Genomic DNA, 15405 nt, shown 5'->3' with positions numbered 1-15405 from the left:
GGCGGCACCGAGTGGTGCCCCGCCCGGGGCGGTGCAACCCGACCAGCGTACCCGAGCGGGGAGCACCGGGTCGAACGGGGGACGGACCGCCCGGGGTGAGGGCCGTCTTCGTCAGGAGGCCGGCGGCCCGGCCGGGCGGCTGGCGGCCCGGCGACGGCGCGGGCGGGTGACCACGGCCGCCGTGCCGGTCCCGTCGTCCGCCGCCGGCGGTGCGGCCTCCGGAGGCTCCTCGGCGGACTGCTCGTCCATCGGCCCGGCGTCGTCCGGTCCGGCCCCCGCGGGCACCGTCTCCTCGTCGGCCGCGCCGGCCGGCGCCGGGGCCTGCGGCGCCGGGGCCTCGGGCGCCGGGGCCTCGGGCGCCGGGGCCTCGGGCGCCGGGGAGGTGGGCTGCTCCGCGACCGGCGCGGTGACCTGCTCCGGAGCCGGCGGTCCCGGCGCCTCGGCCGGGACCACCGCGTCGGGCTGGTCGGGCTCGGCGGCGGCGACGGTCTCCGGCACCGACTCGGCACGGGCCGCACCGGTCTCGGCGACCGTGCCGTCCTCGGCGACCGCGGCGACCGCGGCGGTGTCCGTGTCCGTGTCCGCCGCCCCGACCGCAGCGAGCACGGCCGCGTCCTCGGCGGCGCGCTCCTCGCCGGCCTGGCCGCGGTTGCGGCGGCCCCGGTTGCGGCGACCGCCGGAGCGGCCCTCGCCGTCGGGCTCGCCGGCTCCCGGGACCTCCGCCCCGACCGACACCGTCTCGCGGACCTCGGGCTCCGGAGCCGCGGCGTCCCTGCGGCCGGCGTCCTTGCCGCTGGAGTCCTTGCCGCCGCCGCTGCCGTCCTTGCCGCCGCCGGTGGAGTCCTTCTGCGCCGCGTCCCTGCCGCCGCCCCGGTCCGAGCGGCCCTGGTCGCGCCGACCGTTGCCGCCGCCGCTGCCCGGACCGCCACCGGAGCCGTTGCCGCCGCCCCTCCGCCGCTCGTCCACCGGGTCGGTGTGCACCAGCACGCCCCGGCCACGGCAGTGCTCGCACGGCTCGGAGAAGACCTCCAGCAGGCCCTGGCCGACCCGCTTGCGGGTCATCTGCACCAGGCCCAGCGAGGTGACCTCGGCGACCTGGTGCTTGGTGCGGTCACGGCCCAGGCACTCGGTGAGCCGCCGCAGCACGAGGTCCCGGTTGCTCTCCAGGACCATGTCGATGAAGTCGATGACGATGATGCCGCCGATGTCGCGCAGCCGGAGCTGGCGGACGATCTCCTCGGCCGCCTCCATGTTGTTGCGCGTGACGGTCTGCTCGAGGTTGCCGCCGGAGCCGGTGAACTTGCCGGTGTTGACGTCCACGACCGTCATCGCCTCGGTGCGGTCGATGACCAGCGAGCCACCCGAGGGCAGCCACACCTTGCGGTCGAGGGCCTTGGCCAGCTGCTCGTCGATGCGCATGTCCCGGAAGACGTCGCCCTCGCCGGTGAAGCGGGTCAGCCGGCCGGTCAGCTCCGGGGAGACGTGCGCGACGTAGGCCTCGACGGTGTCCCAGGCGTCGTTCCCCTGGACGACGAGCTCCTTGAAGTCCTCGTTGAAGACGTCGCGGATGACCCGGATCGCGAGGTCGGGCTCGCCGTAGAGCAGCGTCGGCGCGCTGGACGAGGACTCCGACTTCTTCGAGATGACGTCCCACTGCGCCTGCAGCCGGGCGACGTCCCGGGTCAGCTCCTCCTCCGACGCCCCCTCGGCGGCGGTGCGGATGATGACGCCGGCGTCCTCGGGGACGATCTTCTTCAGGATGTCCTTGAGCCGCTGCCGCTCGGTGTCGGGCAGCTTGCGGCTGATGCCGGTCATCGAGCCACCGGGCACGTAGACCAGGAAGCGGCCGGGCAGGTTGATCTGCTGGGTCAGCCGGGCGCCCTTGTGGCCGATCGGGTCCTTGGTGACCTGCACCAGCACCTTGTCGCCGGACTTCAGCGCCTGCTCGATGGAGCGCTGCTTGCCGGTCAGCCCGGCGGCGTCCCAGTTGACCTCGCCGGCGTAGAGGACGGCGTTGCGACCCTTGCCGATGTCGACGAACGCCGCCTCCATGCTGGGCAGCACGTTCTGCACCCGGCCGAGGTAGACGTTGCCGGCGAACGACGTCGCCTGCGCCTGGGTCACGTAGTGCTCGACGAGGACGTCGTCCTCGAGGACGGCGATCTGGGTGCGCTCGCCGCGCTGCCGGATGACCATCTTCCGGTCGACGGCCTCGCGGCGGGCGAGGAACTCGGCCTCGGACAGGATCGGCGCGCGGCGGCGGCCGCTGTCGCGGCCCTCGCGGCGGCGCTGGCGCTTGGCCTCCAGCCGGGTGGACCCGGTGACGCCCTTGACGTCGTCGTCGCTGGTGGTGCGGCCGTCGCGGCCGGCCCGCTCGGGGCGCTCCTCCTCCGCGCTCTCCGCGCGGTCCTCGCTGCTCCCCCGGCGGCGGCGCCGACGCCGGCGGCGGGTGCTGGAGCCGCCCTCGCCCTCGTCACCTTCGGCGGTGTCCTCGCCGGTGTCGGTGTCGGACTCGTCCTCGTCGGAGTCCTCGGCGCCCTGCTCGTCCGCGGTGTCGTCGTCCTCGGACTCGTCGGTGTCCTCGGCGTCGGCGCTGTCCTCACCGCTGCGGCCCCGGCCCCGGCCGCGGCGGCCACGGCGGCGGCGCCGGCTGCTCCCGGCCCCGCCCTCCTCGCGGTCCTCGGTCGCCTCGTCGGTGTCCGCGTCGGTCTCGGGAGCGTCGTCCTCGTCGGTGTCGACGCCGTCGGCAGCGTCGGCCGGCTCGTCGCTGCCCGCGCGGCGCCGGGACCGGCTGCGCCGGCTGCGCGGCGCCGGCGTCTCGTCCTCGAGGTCGTCGGCGGTCTCGAGATCGGGCTCGTCGACCGCCGGGGACTCGGCCACGGGGCGGCGGCTGCGCCGGCGCGGCGCGGGCGGGGCCTCGGGCTCGGCCGGGGCGACGAAGCTGACGAACGCGGGCGCGGTCGGGGCGACCGGCGGCGGGGCGACGTAGGCGCCGGGGTCGGCGGCACCGGCCGGACGGGTGGCCCGCCGGCGCGGGCGGGCGATGACGGCCGTCGGTTCCGGGGAACTGAACTGCGCACCGAACCGGGAGACCGGGTGGTCCTCCGGCTCGGGGTCGCCCACCTCGGTCGCGGCCTCGGCCTCCTCGGGGTCCGGTGTGGCGGCCTCGAGGTCCTCCTGGGCGTCGTCGGCGGCGGAGGGGTCGGCCCCCTCCTCGGGGGCGGCCGGGGCCGCGCCGCTCTCGTCGGTCCCGGCGGGGGTCGCCGTGGTGGTGTCGTCGTCGTTCTGGTCGGCCACGAGGGCTCGCCTCCTGTGCGGTGCTCCCGGGCGCCGATCACGAGGACTGGCGGCCGCGCAGGAGCACGGGTTGGGCGGGTCGGGCGGCCGCGCCGGTCAGGGCGGCGCGCTCGACTCGCGAAGTCTGTGGGCCGGCGCCCGGCGACGGCTGTCGCGGCCGGGTGCCGGGTGGTGCGGTGGAGCAGGTCTGCGGTGGTGCTGGGGGTGCGTCACGTCTGGCAGCCGTGCCGCGCGACGGCGCGAGCCCTCCGGTCAGATCGCCGCGTGCTCCCCCTGGCAGCGGGTGCGCGCCGCGCGGTCCGGACCGAGCGGGTCGACCACGGTCCCGCTGTCGTCGAGCCGGCCCTGCGCCTCACGCACGGCCCGAGGGGGCGACGGCGGGCGCAGGTCGGCGACGGCAGCCAGGGCGGCCAACACGTCGTCGGGTCGAACGGCGGGCGTCACCTGCCGGACGACCATGCTCAGTATGGCACAACCTGCTGTGCCCCCCGCCGCAGCGGAGGCCACGGCCCCCCGCGCGTCGACGTCCCGCAGGCCGTTCTTGGTGCGCTTGGCGACCGTGACCTCGTCCCGGACCAGGAAGGCCGCGACGGCGGCCGCGAGGTCCTCGGGCGCCACGCCCGGCAGCTCGACGCGCCAGGCGGCGGCGTCGATGCGGTCGGCGAGGGAGCCCCCGCCCTCGGCCGCCTCGACGCACTCGAGGACGTCGATGCCCGGGGGCAGGGACGCGTCCAGCGCCGCCCGCACCGCCTCGGGGTCACACCGCTCGGCGAGGCCGATCTCGACGTACTCGGCCTCGCTGGCCGCGCCGGTGGGCGCCGCGCCGACGTAGCTGATCTTCGGGTGCGGGGTGAACCCGGCGGAGAACGCCATGGGCACCCGCGCCCGGCGCAGCGCGCGCTCCAGGGCCCGGGCGAGGTCGCGGTGCGAGGCGAAGCGCAGCGGGCCGCGCTTGGCGTAGCGCAGCCGCAGCCGCTGCACGGTCGGCGGCGGGGGCGGCCCCTCGGGTTGGCGGGCCACTACCGGCCGACGACCGTGAGCGGCAGCAGGCTGCGCCCCGTCGGCCCGATCTGGATCTCGGTGCCGTTGGTCGGGCAGACGCCGCAGTCGTAGCAGGGGGTCCACCGGCAGTCGGCGACCTCCTCCTCGGAGAGCGCGTCCTGCCAGTCGTCCCAGAGCCACTCCTTGTCCAGCCCGGAGTCCAGGTGGTCCCAGGGCAGGACCTCGTCCTGCGTGCGCTCGCGGGTGGTGAACCAGGCGAGGTCGACACCGAGGGGGGTGAGCTCCGCGGCGGCCGCCGCCGTCCAGCGCTCGTAGGAGAAGTGCTCGCTCCAGCCGTCGAACCGCCCGCCCTCGCGCCACACCCGCTCGATGACCCGGCCCACGCGGCGGTCACCGCGCGAGAGCAGGCCCTCGACCACGCCGGGCTGGCCGTCGTGGTAGCGCAGGCCGATGGAGCGGCCGACGCGGCGGTCGGCGTTGATGGCCTGCCGGAGCAGCCGCAGCCGGGCGTCGATCGTCTCGGCGCTGGCCTGGCCGGCCCACTGGAACGGCGTGTGCGGCTTGGGCACGAACCCGCCGATGGAGACGGTGCAGCGGATGTCCTTGCGGCCGCTGGCCTCCCGGCCGGCGCGGATCACCTCGACCGCGAGGTCGGCGATCTCCAGCACGTCCTCGTCGGTCTCGGTCGGCAGACCGCACATGAAGTAGAGCTTCACCTGCTGCCAGCCGTTGGCGTAGGCGGTCGTGACGGTGCGGACCAGGTCGTCCTTGGAGACGGTCTTGTTGATGACCCGGCGGATCCGCTCGCTGCCGCCCTCGGGGGCGAAGGTCAGCCCCGAGCGGCGGCCGTTGCGGGAGAGCTCGTTGGCGAGGGTGACGTTGAAGGCGTCGACGCGGGTGCTCGGCAGCGACAGCCCGGTGTTGGTGCCCTCGTAGCGGTCGGCGAGCTCCTTGGCGACCTGGCCGATCTCGGAGTGGTCGGCCGACGAGAGTGACAGCAGGCCGACCTCCTCGTAGCCGGTCGCGCGCAGGCCCTGGTCGACCATCGAGCCGATGCCGGTGATGGTCCGCTCCCGCACCGGGCGGGTGATCATGCCGGCCTGGCAGAACCGGCAGCCGCGGGTGCAGCCGCGGAAGATCTCCACGCTCATCCGCTCGTGCACGCTCTCGGCCAGCGGCACCAGCGGCGTCTTGGGGTAGGGCCACTCGTCGAGGTCCATGACGGTGCGCTTGCCGACCCGCGCGGGGACGTCGTCTCGGGTGCGGGTCACGGCCGCGATGGCGCCGTCCGGACCGTAGGAGACCGCGTAGAACCGCGGGACGTAGACGCCCTCCACCCGGGCGAGGCGGGCCAGCAGCTCGACGCGCCCACCTGGGCGGCCCTGCTCCTTCCACGCCTTGACGACGTCGGTGATGTCGCCGACGACCTGCTCGCCGTCGCCGAGGACGGCGCAGTCGACGAAGTCGGCGATCGGCTCCGGGTTGAACGCGGCGTGCCCGCCGGCGACGACCACCGGGTGGGTCTCGTCCCGCTCGACGGCGTGCAGCGGGACGCCGGCCAGGTCGAGGGCCTCGAGCAGGTTGGTGTAGCCCAGCTCGGTGGCGAAGCTGACGCCGAGCAGGTCGAAGTCGCCGACCGCGCGGTGGGCGTCGACGGTGAACTGGCCGACACCGTGCTCGCGCATCAGCGCGGCGAGGTCGGGCCAGACGGCGTAGGTGCGCTCGGCCAGGGCGTCGGGGCGCTCGTTGAGCACCTCGTAGAGGATCATCAGGCCCTGGTTGGGCAGCCCGACCTCGTAGGCGTCCGGGTACATGAGCGCCCAGTGGACGGCGACGTCGTCCCACGCCTTGACCTGCGCGTTGAGCTCGCCGCCGACGTACTGGATCGGCTTCTGCACCTGCGCGAGGAGCGGTTCGAGGCGGGGGTAGAGCGTCTCCCCGACGGTATGGAGCGTTTCACCGTTCATGACCCGTCCAGGGTAGACGGCGCCGCCAGGGACCAGAGGGGCTCCTCGGGCCCCTGGCGAGGGGGCCTTGCGCTCAGCCCAGGTCGGGGAAGAAGAGCTTGATCTCCCGCTCGGCGGACTCGGGCGAGTCGGAGCCGTGCACGATGTTGCTCTGCACCTCGAGGGCGAAGTCGCCGCGGATGGTGCCGGGCCCGGCCTTGACCGGGTCGGTGGCGCCGGCCAGCGCGCGGAAGGCCTCGATGGCGCGGGGGCCCTCCACCACCAGGGCCACCAGCGGCCCGCTGGTGATGAACTCGACCAGCGAGGCGAAGAACGGCCGCTCGCGGTGCTCCGCGTAGTGGGTCTCGGCGACCTCGGCGGTCAGGGTGCGCAGTTCGGCGGCGACCAGGCGCAGCCCCTTGCGCTCCAGGCGGGTGATGACCTCGCCGACCAGGCCGCGGGCGACGCCGTCGGGCTTGACGAGGACCAGAGTGCGTTCAGTCACGGGGCGGGAGCCTACGGGCACGCGCGTCTCACCCCAGGGGGTGGACCGGTTACGGGACCGCGCGGTCCGCGCCGATGACGTCCCATGCCCTCCCGCTCGTGGCCCGCCCGCGTGGTCCTCGCCGCCGCGCTGCTCCCCGTCCTGTCCGTGGTCGTCGTCGCTCCCGCGCACGCGGAGGAGCAGGCGACCGTGGACGTGCTGCGCCTGGTGGACGGCGAGTACGTCGTCGAGACGGTGGCGGTCCCGGCCGCCACGGCCGAGGCGACCGCCGACCGGCTGGAGGACGCCCCCGAGGTGGTGGCCGCCAGCCCGTCGGTGACCTACCAGGTCCAGGGCTCGCCCGACCCGTACTGGGACGAGGAGGACCCCGGGGGGGCCAGCAGGGTCCGCGCGGCGTGGCAGCGCACCCGCGGCGAGGGCCAGGTCGTGGCCGTGCTCGACACCGCCGCGACGATCTCCAACCCCGACCTGGCCGGCGCCGTGGTGCCCGGCACCGACGTCGCCGGTGGCGCCGGTGACCCCTGGCACGGGGTCGGCGTGGCGGGCGTCGTCGCGGCCCGCGCCGACAACGGGATCGGTAGCGCCGGGATGGCCCCCGAGGCGCGGGTCATGCCGGTGCGGGTCTGCAACGACGGCGGCTGCGCGTCGGCGAACGTGGCGCGCGGGGTCCTCTGGGCCGCCGACCACGGCGCCGACGTCATCAACATGTCCCTCTCCGGCAACGGGTATTCGGACGTGACCGCGATGGCCATCCGGTACGCCCTGGACCGGGGCATCTCGGTGGTCGCCTCCGCCGGGAACGACGGGCTCAACGGCAACCTGGTCATGTACCCGGCCGCCAACAGCGGCGTCATCGCCGTCTCCTCCACCTCGCCCACCGGCGCCCCGTCCGACTGGGCCCAGCACGGCTGGCAGGTCGACGTCTCCACGGTGGGCGACAGCGTCCTGCTGACCCTCCCCGGCGACGACTACGGCACCGGGAGCGGCACCTCCTTCTCCGGCCCCGCGGTGGCCGGGGCCGTCGCCCTGCTGCGGGCGTCCCACCCGGGGATCGCCCCCGAGGACGTGCAGGCCGCCCTGCAGGCCGGCGCCGACAGCACGTCCTGGGACCGCGCCTGGGGCGCCGGCCGGCTCGACGTGCCGGCCGCGATGGCCGCGGCCGACCGCACGGGCGCCGCGCCCACCGTCCTCCCCTCCCCCGGCGCCGTGGCCGTCCGCTGGGACGCCGTCCCGGGGGCGGGCTCCTACAGCGTCCGGGTGGACGGCGTGGTCCGGGCCCAGGTGTCCGGTACCAGCGCCACCGTCAGCGGCCTGCCGAACGGCAACCAGGTCGCCGTCGACGTCCAGCCCGACACCGGCGAGCGCAGCCGGCCCGTCCTGACCACCGTGGGGGACCCGCCGCCTGCCACCCCCGTGCTGCACAGCGCCACGCTGGGCGGCACCAGCACCAGCGCGACGATGAGCCTGTCCGCGACGGTCACCGGGTTCGCCCCGACGCGGTACTCGATCCTGCGGGACGGCGTGAGCATGGGCACGGTCAGCTTCGCCTTCGGCGCCACGCCCCGGACCATGTCGATCGGCATCGGCCGCATGCCGACCACGGAGACCCGGTGGCAGCTGCGCGGGCTCGACAGCCACGGCCGCGCCTCGGCCGACTCGAACGCCGTGGTCGCCGGCAGCGGCAGGCCCGCACCACCCGGCGCCGTCACCGGTCTGGCGGGCGGCGTGGACGGCACGGACGTGCTGCTGACGTGGGACGACCTGGGGACCGCCTACACCTACCGGGTCAGTGCCGAGGAGTCGGTCGTGGCGTCCCCGGTCACCGCCGGCGTGCGGCTCCCCGCCCCTCCGCCGGGCGAGACGCGGACCTACGCGGTGTCCGCCGTCGACGCGTGGCAGCAGGCCGGGCCGTCGGCGAGCGTGACCGTGCAGGGCCCGGCCGTCGCCCAGCGGCCGGTCGTGTCCGTCGCGCCCCGCGTGGTGGGCGCCCTGACGGTCGGCAGCACCGTGAGCACGCCGGCCGCCTTCACCGGCGCCGACACCGTCGAGCACTCGTGGCAGGCCTGCGCCGGGAACGTCTGCACGGCGCTCGACGGCAGCACCACGCACCGGATCACCTCCTCGGAGCTGGGCAAGCAGCTGGTGGTGCAGGCCGTCGCGCGCAACGCCGCCGGCACCACGCTGGCGACCAGCGAGCGGTCCGCCCCGGTGACCGCGGCGCCGGCCACCGTGCCGGGCGCCCCGGTGCTCGGCACGGTCACCGCCGGGAACGCCTCGCTGGTGGTCCGCTGGACAGCGCCCACCTCGACCGGCGGCTCGCCCGTGACCGGGTACGTGGTCTCGGCCTACGCCGTCGGCGGCAGCACCCCCGTGCGGACGGCGACGGTCCCGGCCGGGACGACGACGCACACGCTGACCGGGCTGACCAACGGCACCGGCCACCAGGTCACCGTCGCCGCGACCAACGCGGTCGGTACCGGCGCGGAGTCCGCCCGCAGCCAGGCGGTCACCCCGCGGGCGAGCGTGCCCGGCGCTCCGGTCCTCGGCCCGGTCTCCGCGGGCGACGCCTCCCTGACCGTGGGGTGGCTCGCCCCCACCTCCACCGGCGGCTCGCCGATCACCGGGTACGTGGTCCGGGCGTACACCGACGGCCCCGTCCCCGCGCGGACGGTGACGGTTGCGGCCGGGACGACCGTGTACCGGCTCACCGGGCTGACCAACGGCGCCACCCACCAGGTCACCGTGGCCGCGACCAACGCGGTCGGCACCGGCGCGGAGTCCGCCCGCAGCCAGGCCGTCACCCCGAAGGCGTCGGCCACCGCGCCGGGCGCCCCGACGATCGGGCGGGTCGAGCCCGGCAACGGGTCGGTGCGGGTGCACTGGACCGCCCCGTCGTCGGACGGAGGCAGCCCGGTCACCGGCTACGAGGTCCGGACGTTCCGGAACGGCACGCCGTTCTCCACATCGACGGCGCCAGCCACGGCGACCAGCACCCTCGTCACCGGCCTCAGCAACGGGACCGCCTACACCTTCCGCGTGGCCGCGCGGAACGCGGTGGGCGTCGGGGCCGGCTCGGCCACGAGCCCGTCCGTCGTCCCGCAGGCGCCGGCCACCGTCCCGGGCAGGCCGGTGCTCGGGGCCCCCGTCGCGGGCCGCTCGTCGGCGACCGTCCGGTGGACCGCGCCGGCCGCGAACGGGTCGCCGATCACGTCCTACGTCGTCCGGGCCTACCGCGGGACGGTGTGGGTGCGGACCGTGACCGTGGCGGCCACCGCCCGGGCCACGACGCTGACCGGTCTCACCAACGGCAGCGCCCACCGGTTCACCGTCACCGCCGTCAACGGGGTCGGCACGGGTCCGACGTCGGCCCTCAGCGCGGCCGTCACGCCGCGGACCGTGCCGTCCGCCCCGCGCGTCGGGACGCCGACCGCCGGCCGGGGCGCGGCCGTCGTCCGCTGGACCGCCCCGGCCACCGACGGCGGGTCCGCGGTCACCGGCTACGTCGTGCGCGCCTACCGCGGGTCGGTGTGGGTGCGGACCGTGACCGTGGCGGCCACCGCCCGGGCCACGACGCTGACCGGCCTGGCCAACGGCAGCGCCCACCGGTTCACCGTCACCGCCGTCAACGCGGTGGGCGCCGGTGCGGTCTCCGGGTACAGCGCCGCGGTCACCCCGCGCACCGTCCCGTCGGCGCCGCGCATCGGCCGGCCCACCGCGGGCAACGGGGCGGTGACCGTGCGCTGGGCCGCCCCCTCGAGCACCGGCGGCGCCGCGGTCACCGGCTACACGGTCCGCGCCTACCGCGGCACCACGCTGGTCAAGACCGTCACCGCCCGCGCCGGGAGCACGAGCCTCACCGTTGCTGGCCTGGCCAACGGCACCGCCCACCGGTTCACCGTGGCCGCGGTCAACACCGCCGGCACCGGCCCCTCGTCCGCGGTGAGCGCCACGGTCACGCCGCGGCGTTGACCGGCGGTCGGGCCGCCGCGTCAGCCGGCGGTCGGGCCGGCGTCCCCCCGGGATGCCTGGTCGGTCGGGCCGGCGTCCCCCCGGGATGCCTGGTCGGTCGGGCCGGCGTCCCCCTGGGCCGGCCGGCCGGTCGGGCCGGCGTCGTCCTCCTCCGGGAGGCGCGCCGGCCCGGGCTCGCCGAACGGGGAGCCGAGCAGCTCCTTGCGGATCTGCAGCAGGTAGAGCCAGATCAGCACGAATGCACCGGCGACGAACCACATCACGCTGTTGAAGAAGCCCGTCGCCAGCAGCGGCACCTGCAGGACGGTCCCGGCCACCAGTCCCCAGGACCGGCGCTGCACGCCGGAGGCGAGGACCAGCACCACGGCCAGCACGAGCAGCGCGGCGAGCCGGCCGCCGGTCAGCCCGGGGCCGCTCTGTGCGATGCCGCGCGGCACGAAGAGGACCGCGATCCCCTCCAGCACGAGCACGGCGGCGGCCGCACCCCGCAGCGCGCGGGCCGCCCGGGACGGGTCGGGCGCGGTCACGGGACCTGCCCGCCCATCAGCGTCCGGGCCTCCCCCGCCGTGATGACGCTGCCGGTCACCAGCACACCGGAGCCGCCGAGCGCGTCGTCCGGCCCGGCCTCGGCGAGCTCGATCGCGGACTCCAGCGCCTCGGGCAGCAGCGGGTGCACGCTCACCCGGTCGCTGCCGAAGACGTCGACGGCCAGCGCCCCCAGCTCGTCGGCGGGCAGCGCGCGCGGCGAGCTGTTCTGGGTGACCACCAGCTCGGCACAGACGGTCTCCAGCTCGCGGAGCATCCCCTCGAGGTCCTTGCCGCGCACCGCGCCGACCACGCCGACCAGCCGGGTGAAGTCGAACGACTCGCGGATCGCCTCCACCGTCGCGGCCATCCCGGCCGGGTTGTGCGCGGCGTCCACCAGCACCGTGGGGCTGGTGCGGACCCGCTCCAGCCGCCCGGGCGAGCGGACGGCGGCGAACGCGGCGCGGACCGTCTCGACGTCGATCGTCCCGGTCGCCGCCCCCGCCCCGAGGAAGGCCTCGACGGCGGCCAGCGCGGTCGCGGCGTTCTGTGCCTGGTGGGCGCCGAACAGCGGGAGGTAGACCTCGTCGTACTCGCCGCCGAGACCCTGCAGCCGCAGCTGTTGCCCGCCGACGGCGACCCGGCGGTCGAGGACGCCGAACTCGGTGCCCTCGCGGGCGACCACGGCCTCCACCTCGACCGCACGCCGCACCAGCGCGTCCAGCGCCCCCGGCTGCTGGTGGGCGAGGACGGCGATCGCGTCGCGCTTGATGATCCCGGCCTTCTCCCCGGCGATCGTGGCGACGTCGGGCCCCAGGTACTCGGCGTGGTCGAGCGCCACGGGCGTGACGACGGCGACCCGCGCGTCGGCGACGTTGGTCGCGTCCCAGGTGCCGCCCATGCCCACCTCGATGACGGCGACGTCGACCGGCGCGTCGGCGAACAGCGCGTAGGTCATGCCGACCATGACCTCGAAGAAGCTCATCGGGTGCTCGCCGGCGGAGTCGACCATCTGCACGTAGGGCGCGATGTCGTCGTAGGTCTCGACGAACCGCTGGACGCTGACCGGCTCGCCGTCGAGGACGATCCGCTCGCGCACCGACTGCAGGTGCGGGCTGGTGAAGCGGCCCACTCGCAGGCCGAAGCCGCGCAGCAGCTCGTCGACCATCCGCGCCGTCGTCGTCTTGCCGTTGGTGCCGGCCACCTGGACCACCGGCATCGCGCGGTGCGGGGAACCGAGCAGGTCGACGAGGGCGGAGATGCGGCCCAGCGACGGTTCGAGCCGGCTCTCCGGCCAGCGGGCCAGCAGTTCCTTCTCGACGCGGGCGAGGTCGGCGTCGTCTCCGGAACCGGTGCTGCTCATCCTCCCCAGGATGCCAGCCGCCGCCTTCTTAGGATGAGGCACATGGACACCCGCATCGCGACCCCGGACACGGCTGCCCCGGGAGCCGGGAGCGGCGTACCCGAGAAGCCGTCACTGGACGGGCTCGAGGAGAAGTGGATCGCCCGCTGGACGGCGGGGGACACCTACGCCTTCGACCGCGCGGCCGCGCTGGCCGCGCCCCGCGAGCAGGTCTACTCGATCGACACCCCGCCGCCGACCGCCAGCGGCTCGCTGCACGTGGGGCACGTCTTCAGCTACACCCACACCGACATCGTCGCCCGCTACCAGCGGATGCGTGGCAAGCACGTCTTCTACCCGATGGGCTGGGACGACAACGGCCTGCCCACCGAGCGCCGCGTGCAGAACTACTACGGCGTGCGCTGCGACCCCTCCCTCCCCTACGACCCCGACTTCGCGCCGCCGGCCAAGCCCGGCAAGGACCAGCAGCCGGTCTCCCGGCGCAACTTCGTCGAGCTCTGCGAGCGGCTGACCGCCGAGGACGAGCTGGCCTTCGAGCAGCTGTGGCGCCGCGTGGGCCTGTCGGTGGACTGGACCAACGTCTACCGGACGATCTCGGCGTCCTCCCGCGCCACCGCCCAGCGCGCGTTCCTGCGCAACCTGGCCCGCGGCGAGGCCTACGCGCAGGAGGCGCCGACCCTCTGGGACGTCACCTTCCGGACGGCGGTCGCCCAGGCCGAGCTCGAGGACCGCGAGCGGCCCGGCGCCTACCACCGGATCTCCTTCCACGGCGGGTCCGGGCCGGTCTTCATCGAGACCACCCGCCCCGAGCTGCTGCCCGCCTGCGTCGCGCTGGTCGCCCACCCCGACGACGAGCGGTACCAGCCGCTGTTCGGCCAGACCGTGCGGACGCCGGTGTTCGACGTCGAGGTGCCGGTGGTGGCCCACCGCCTCGCCGAGCCGGACAAGGGCTCGGGCATCGCGATGATCTGCACCTTCGGCGACCTCAACGACGTCACCTGGTGGCGCGAGCTGCAGCTGCCGACCCGCGCGGTCATCGGCTGGGACGGCCGGCTGGTCGCCGACCCGCCGCCGGGGCTCTCCTCCGACGGCGCCGCCTCCGCCTACCGCGAGCTGGCCGGCAAGACCGCGCACGCGGCCCGCGAGCGGATGGTGGAGCTGCTGCGCGAGTCCGGCGACCTGCACGGGGAGCCCACGGCGATCACCCACCCGGTCAAGTTCTTCGAGAAGGGCGACCGGCCGCTGGAGATCGTCACCACGCGGCAGTGGTACATCCGCAACGGCGGGCGGGACGCCGACCTGCGGGAGGCGCTGCTGGCACGGGGCCGGGAGATCCAGTGGGTGCCCGAGCACATGCGGCACCGGTACGACAACTGGGTCGAGGGCCTCAACGGCGACTGGCTGATCAGCCGGCAGCGGTTCTTCGGCGTCCCGTTCCCGGTCTGGTACCGGCTCGACAGCGAGGGCGAGCCCGACTACTCGCAGCCCCTGCTGGCCCCCGAGGAGTCCCTGCCGGTCGACCCGTCGTCCGACGTGCCCGAGGGCTTCGCCGAGGACCAGCGCGGCGTGCCGGGCGGGTTCATGGCCGACCCCGACGTCATGGACACCTGGGCGACCTCCTCGCTGTCGCCGCAGGTGGCCTCGGGCTGGGACACCGACCCGGAGCTGTTCTCGCACGTCTTCCCGATGGACCTGCGCCCCCAGGCGCACGACATCATCCGCACCTGGCTGTTCTCCACCCTCGTCCGGTCGCACTACGAGTTCGGCAGCGTGCCGTGGTCGCACGCGGCGATCTCGGGCTTCGTCGTCGACCCCGACCGCAAGAAGATGTCCAAGTCGAAGGGCAACGTGGTCACGCCCATCGACGTGCTCGACCGCTTCGGCACCGACGCCGTCCGGTGGCGGGCCGCGGGCGCCCGGCCGGGCGCGGACTCGCCGTTCGACGAGGCGCAGATGAAGGTCGGCCGGCGGCTGGCCATCAAGATCCTCAACGTCGGCAAGTTCGTGCTGGGGCTGGGCGCCTCGTCGGCGGCGTCGGTGGACCAGGTGACCGAGCCGATCGACCTGGGCCTGCTCGCCGGGCTCGGCGCGGTCGTCGACGAGGCCACCGAGGCGATGGAGGCCTACAACTACACCCGCGCCCTCGAGGTGGCCGAGGCGTTCTTCTGGACGTTCTGCGACGACTACGTGGAGCTGGTGAAGTCCCGGGCCTACGGCTCCGACGACGCCGCCCGCTCGGCGCAGGCCGCCCTGGCGATCGCGCTGTCGGTGCAGCTGCGGCTGTTCGCGCCGGTGCTGCCGTTCGTCACCGAGGAGGTCTGGTCCTGGTGGCAGTCCGGCTCGGTGCACCGCGCGCCGTGGCCGGCCGCCGCCGAGCTGCCGACGGGTGGGGACCCGGCGGTGGTGTCGGTGGTCGCCACCGCGCTGGCCGGGGTCCGCAAGGCCAAGTCCGACGCCAAGCAGTCGATGCGGGCCGACGTCGAGACGGCGACGGTGACCGCGCCGGCCGAGCAGGTGCCGCTGGTGGAGGCCGCCCGCCGCGACCTCACCGAGGCCGGCCGGATCGCCACGCTGGACATCGTCGCCGGGGACGGCCCGCTGGCCGTGGACGTCGTCCTCGCCGCCCCGACGGAGGCCTGACCGCGTGCGCTGAGGCCGGCCGCTCCCTGCGGTGATGTGCGGTCGTGGCGCGTTCTGAGCTCGGCGAGGGCACCGACCGCCCGGTGCACCTGGCCCTGCGGGCGCCGTCCCGGGAGGCGGTGGACGAGGTCTTCACCCTCGCCCGGGAGGAGGGGGCC

The 15405-nt window shown here is 75.6% G+C and carries 8 protein-coding genes; 2 read left to right on the top strand and 6 right to left on the bottom strand.

Features of this window, described 5'->3' with window-relative positions:
* Positions 1–111: 111 nt before the first annotated feature.
* The 4 genes from ACI79C_RS20735 to ndk all read right to left on the bottom strand — a co-directional run bounded on the left by ACI79C_RS20735 (position 112) and on the right by ndk (position 6750).
* Complete coding sequence (locus ACI79C_RS20735; protein WP_456947581.1) at positions 112–3297, bottom strand: Rne/Rng family ribonuclease; 3186 nt, start codon at positions 3295–3297, stop codon at positions 112–114.
* Positions 3298–3549: 252 nt separating this feature from the next.
* Positions 3550–4317, bottom strand: coding sequence for a TIGR03936 family radical SAM-associated protein (locus ACI79C_RS20730; protein WP_456947580.1), 768 nt, complete (start codon positions 4315–4317; stop codon positions 3550–3552).
* Entirely contained in the window at positions 4317–6266 is a 1950-nt protein-coding gene (locus tag ACI79C_RS20725; RefSeq protein WP_456947579.1) for a TIGR03960 family B12-binding radical SAM protein, read from the bottom strand. Before ACI79C_RS20725 ends, ACI79C_RS20730 begins: the two co-directional genes overlap by 1 nt.
* A 73-nt stretch (positions 6267–6339) precedes the next feature.
* A complete protein-coding gene (gene ndk, locus ACI79C_RS20720; RefSeq protein ID WP_456947578.1) occupies positions 6340–6750 on the bottom strand; it encodes a nucleoside-diphosphate kinase in 411 nt (136 codons plus the stop codon).
* Between the two features lie 84 nt (positions 6751–6834).
* On the opposite strand from ndk, the gene ACI79C_RS20715 reads away from it, so the two are divergent.
* On the top strand, positions 6835–10719 hold the full coding sequence (locus ACI79C_RS20715) for a fibronectin type III domain-containing protein (RefSeq protein ID WP_456947577.1): 3885 nt from the start codon (positions 6835–6837) through the stop codon (positions 10717–10719).
* Positions 10720–10739: 20 nt separating this feature from the next.
* On the opposite strand, the gene ACI79C_RS20710 is transcribed toward ACI79C_RS20715, so the two are convergent.
* Positions 10740–11246, bottom strand: a complete 507-nt coding sequence (locus ACI79C_RS20710) for a DUF4233 domain-containing protein (protein ID WP_456947576.1) — start codon at positions 11244–11246, stop codon at positions 10740–10742.
* Complete coding sequence (locus ACI79C_RS20705) at positions 11243–12607, bottom strand: bifunctional folylpolyglutamate synthase/dihydrofolate synthase (RefSeq protein ID WP_456947575.1); 1365 nt, start codon at positions 12605–12607, stop codon at positions 11243–11245. The genes ACI79C_RS20710 and ACI79C_RS20705 overlap by 4 nt, the downstream gene beginning before the upstream one ends.
* Positions 12608–12649: 42 nt before the next feature.
* Between ACI79C_RS20705 and valS the strand changes: the two genes are divergently transcribed.
* Positions 12650–15247 (top strand): valine--tRNA ligase, encoded by a 2598-nt coding sequence (gene valS / locus ACI79C_RS20700; RefSeq protein ID WP_456947574.1) that lies wholly within the window; start codon positions 12650–12652, stop codon positions 15245–15247.
* Positions 15248–15405 lie beyond the last annotated feature (158 nt).

The sequence above is a fragment of the Geodermatophilus sp. SYSU D00697 genome, from assembly GCF_054050175.1.
The sequence above is the reverse complement of the archived record's forward strand: the minus strand, read 5'-3'. Positions and strand labels throughout refer to the sequence as shown.

Excerpts from the sequence above, each read along its gene's own strand:
- ACI79C_RS20705 (WP_456947575.1), bottom strand. The coding sequence starts at position 12,607 with ATGAGCAGCACCGGTTCCGGAGACGACGCCGACCTCGCCCGCGTCGAG.
- ACI79C_RS20725 (WP_456947579.1), bottom strand. The coding sequence starts at position 6,266 with ATGAACGGTGAAACGCTCCATACCGTCGGGGAGACGCTCTACCCCCGC.
- valS (WP_456947574.1), top strand. The coding sequence starts at position 12,650 with ATGGACACCCGCATCGCGACCCCGGACACGGCTGCCCCGGGAGCCGGG.
- ACI79C_RS20715 (WP_456947577.1), top strand. The coding sequence starts at position 6,835 with ATGCCCTCCCGCTCGTGGCCCGCCCGCGTGGTCCTCGCCGCCGCGCTG.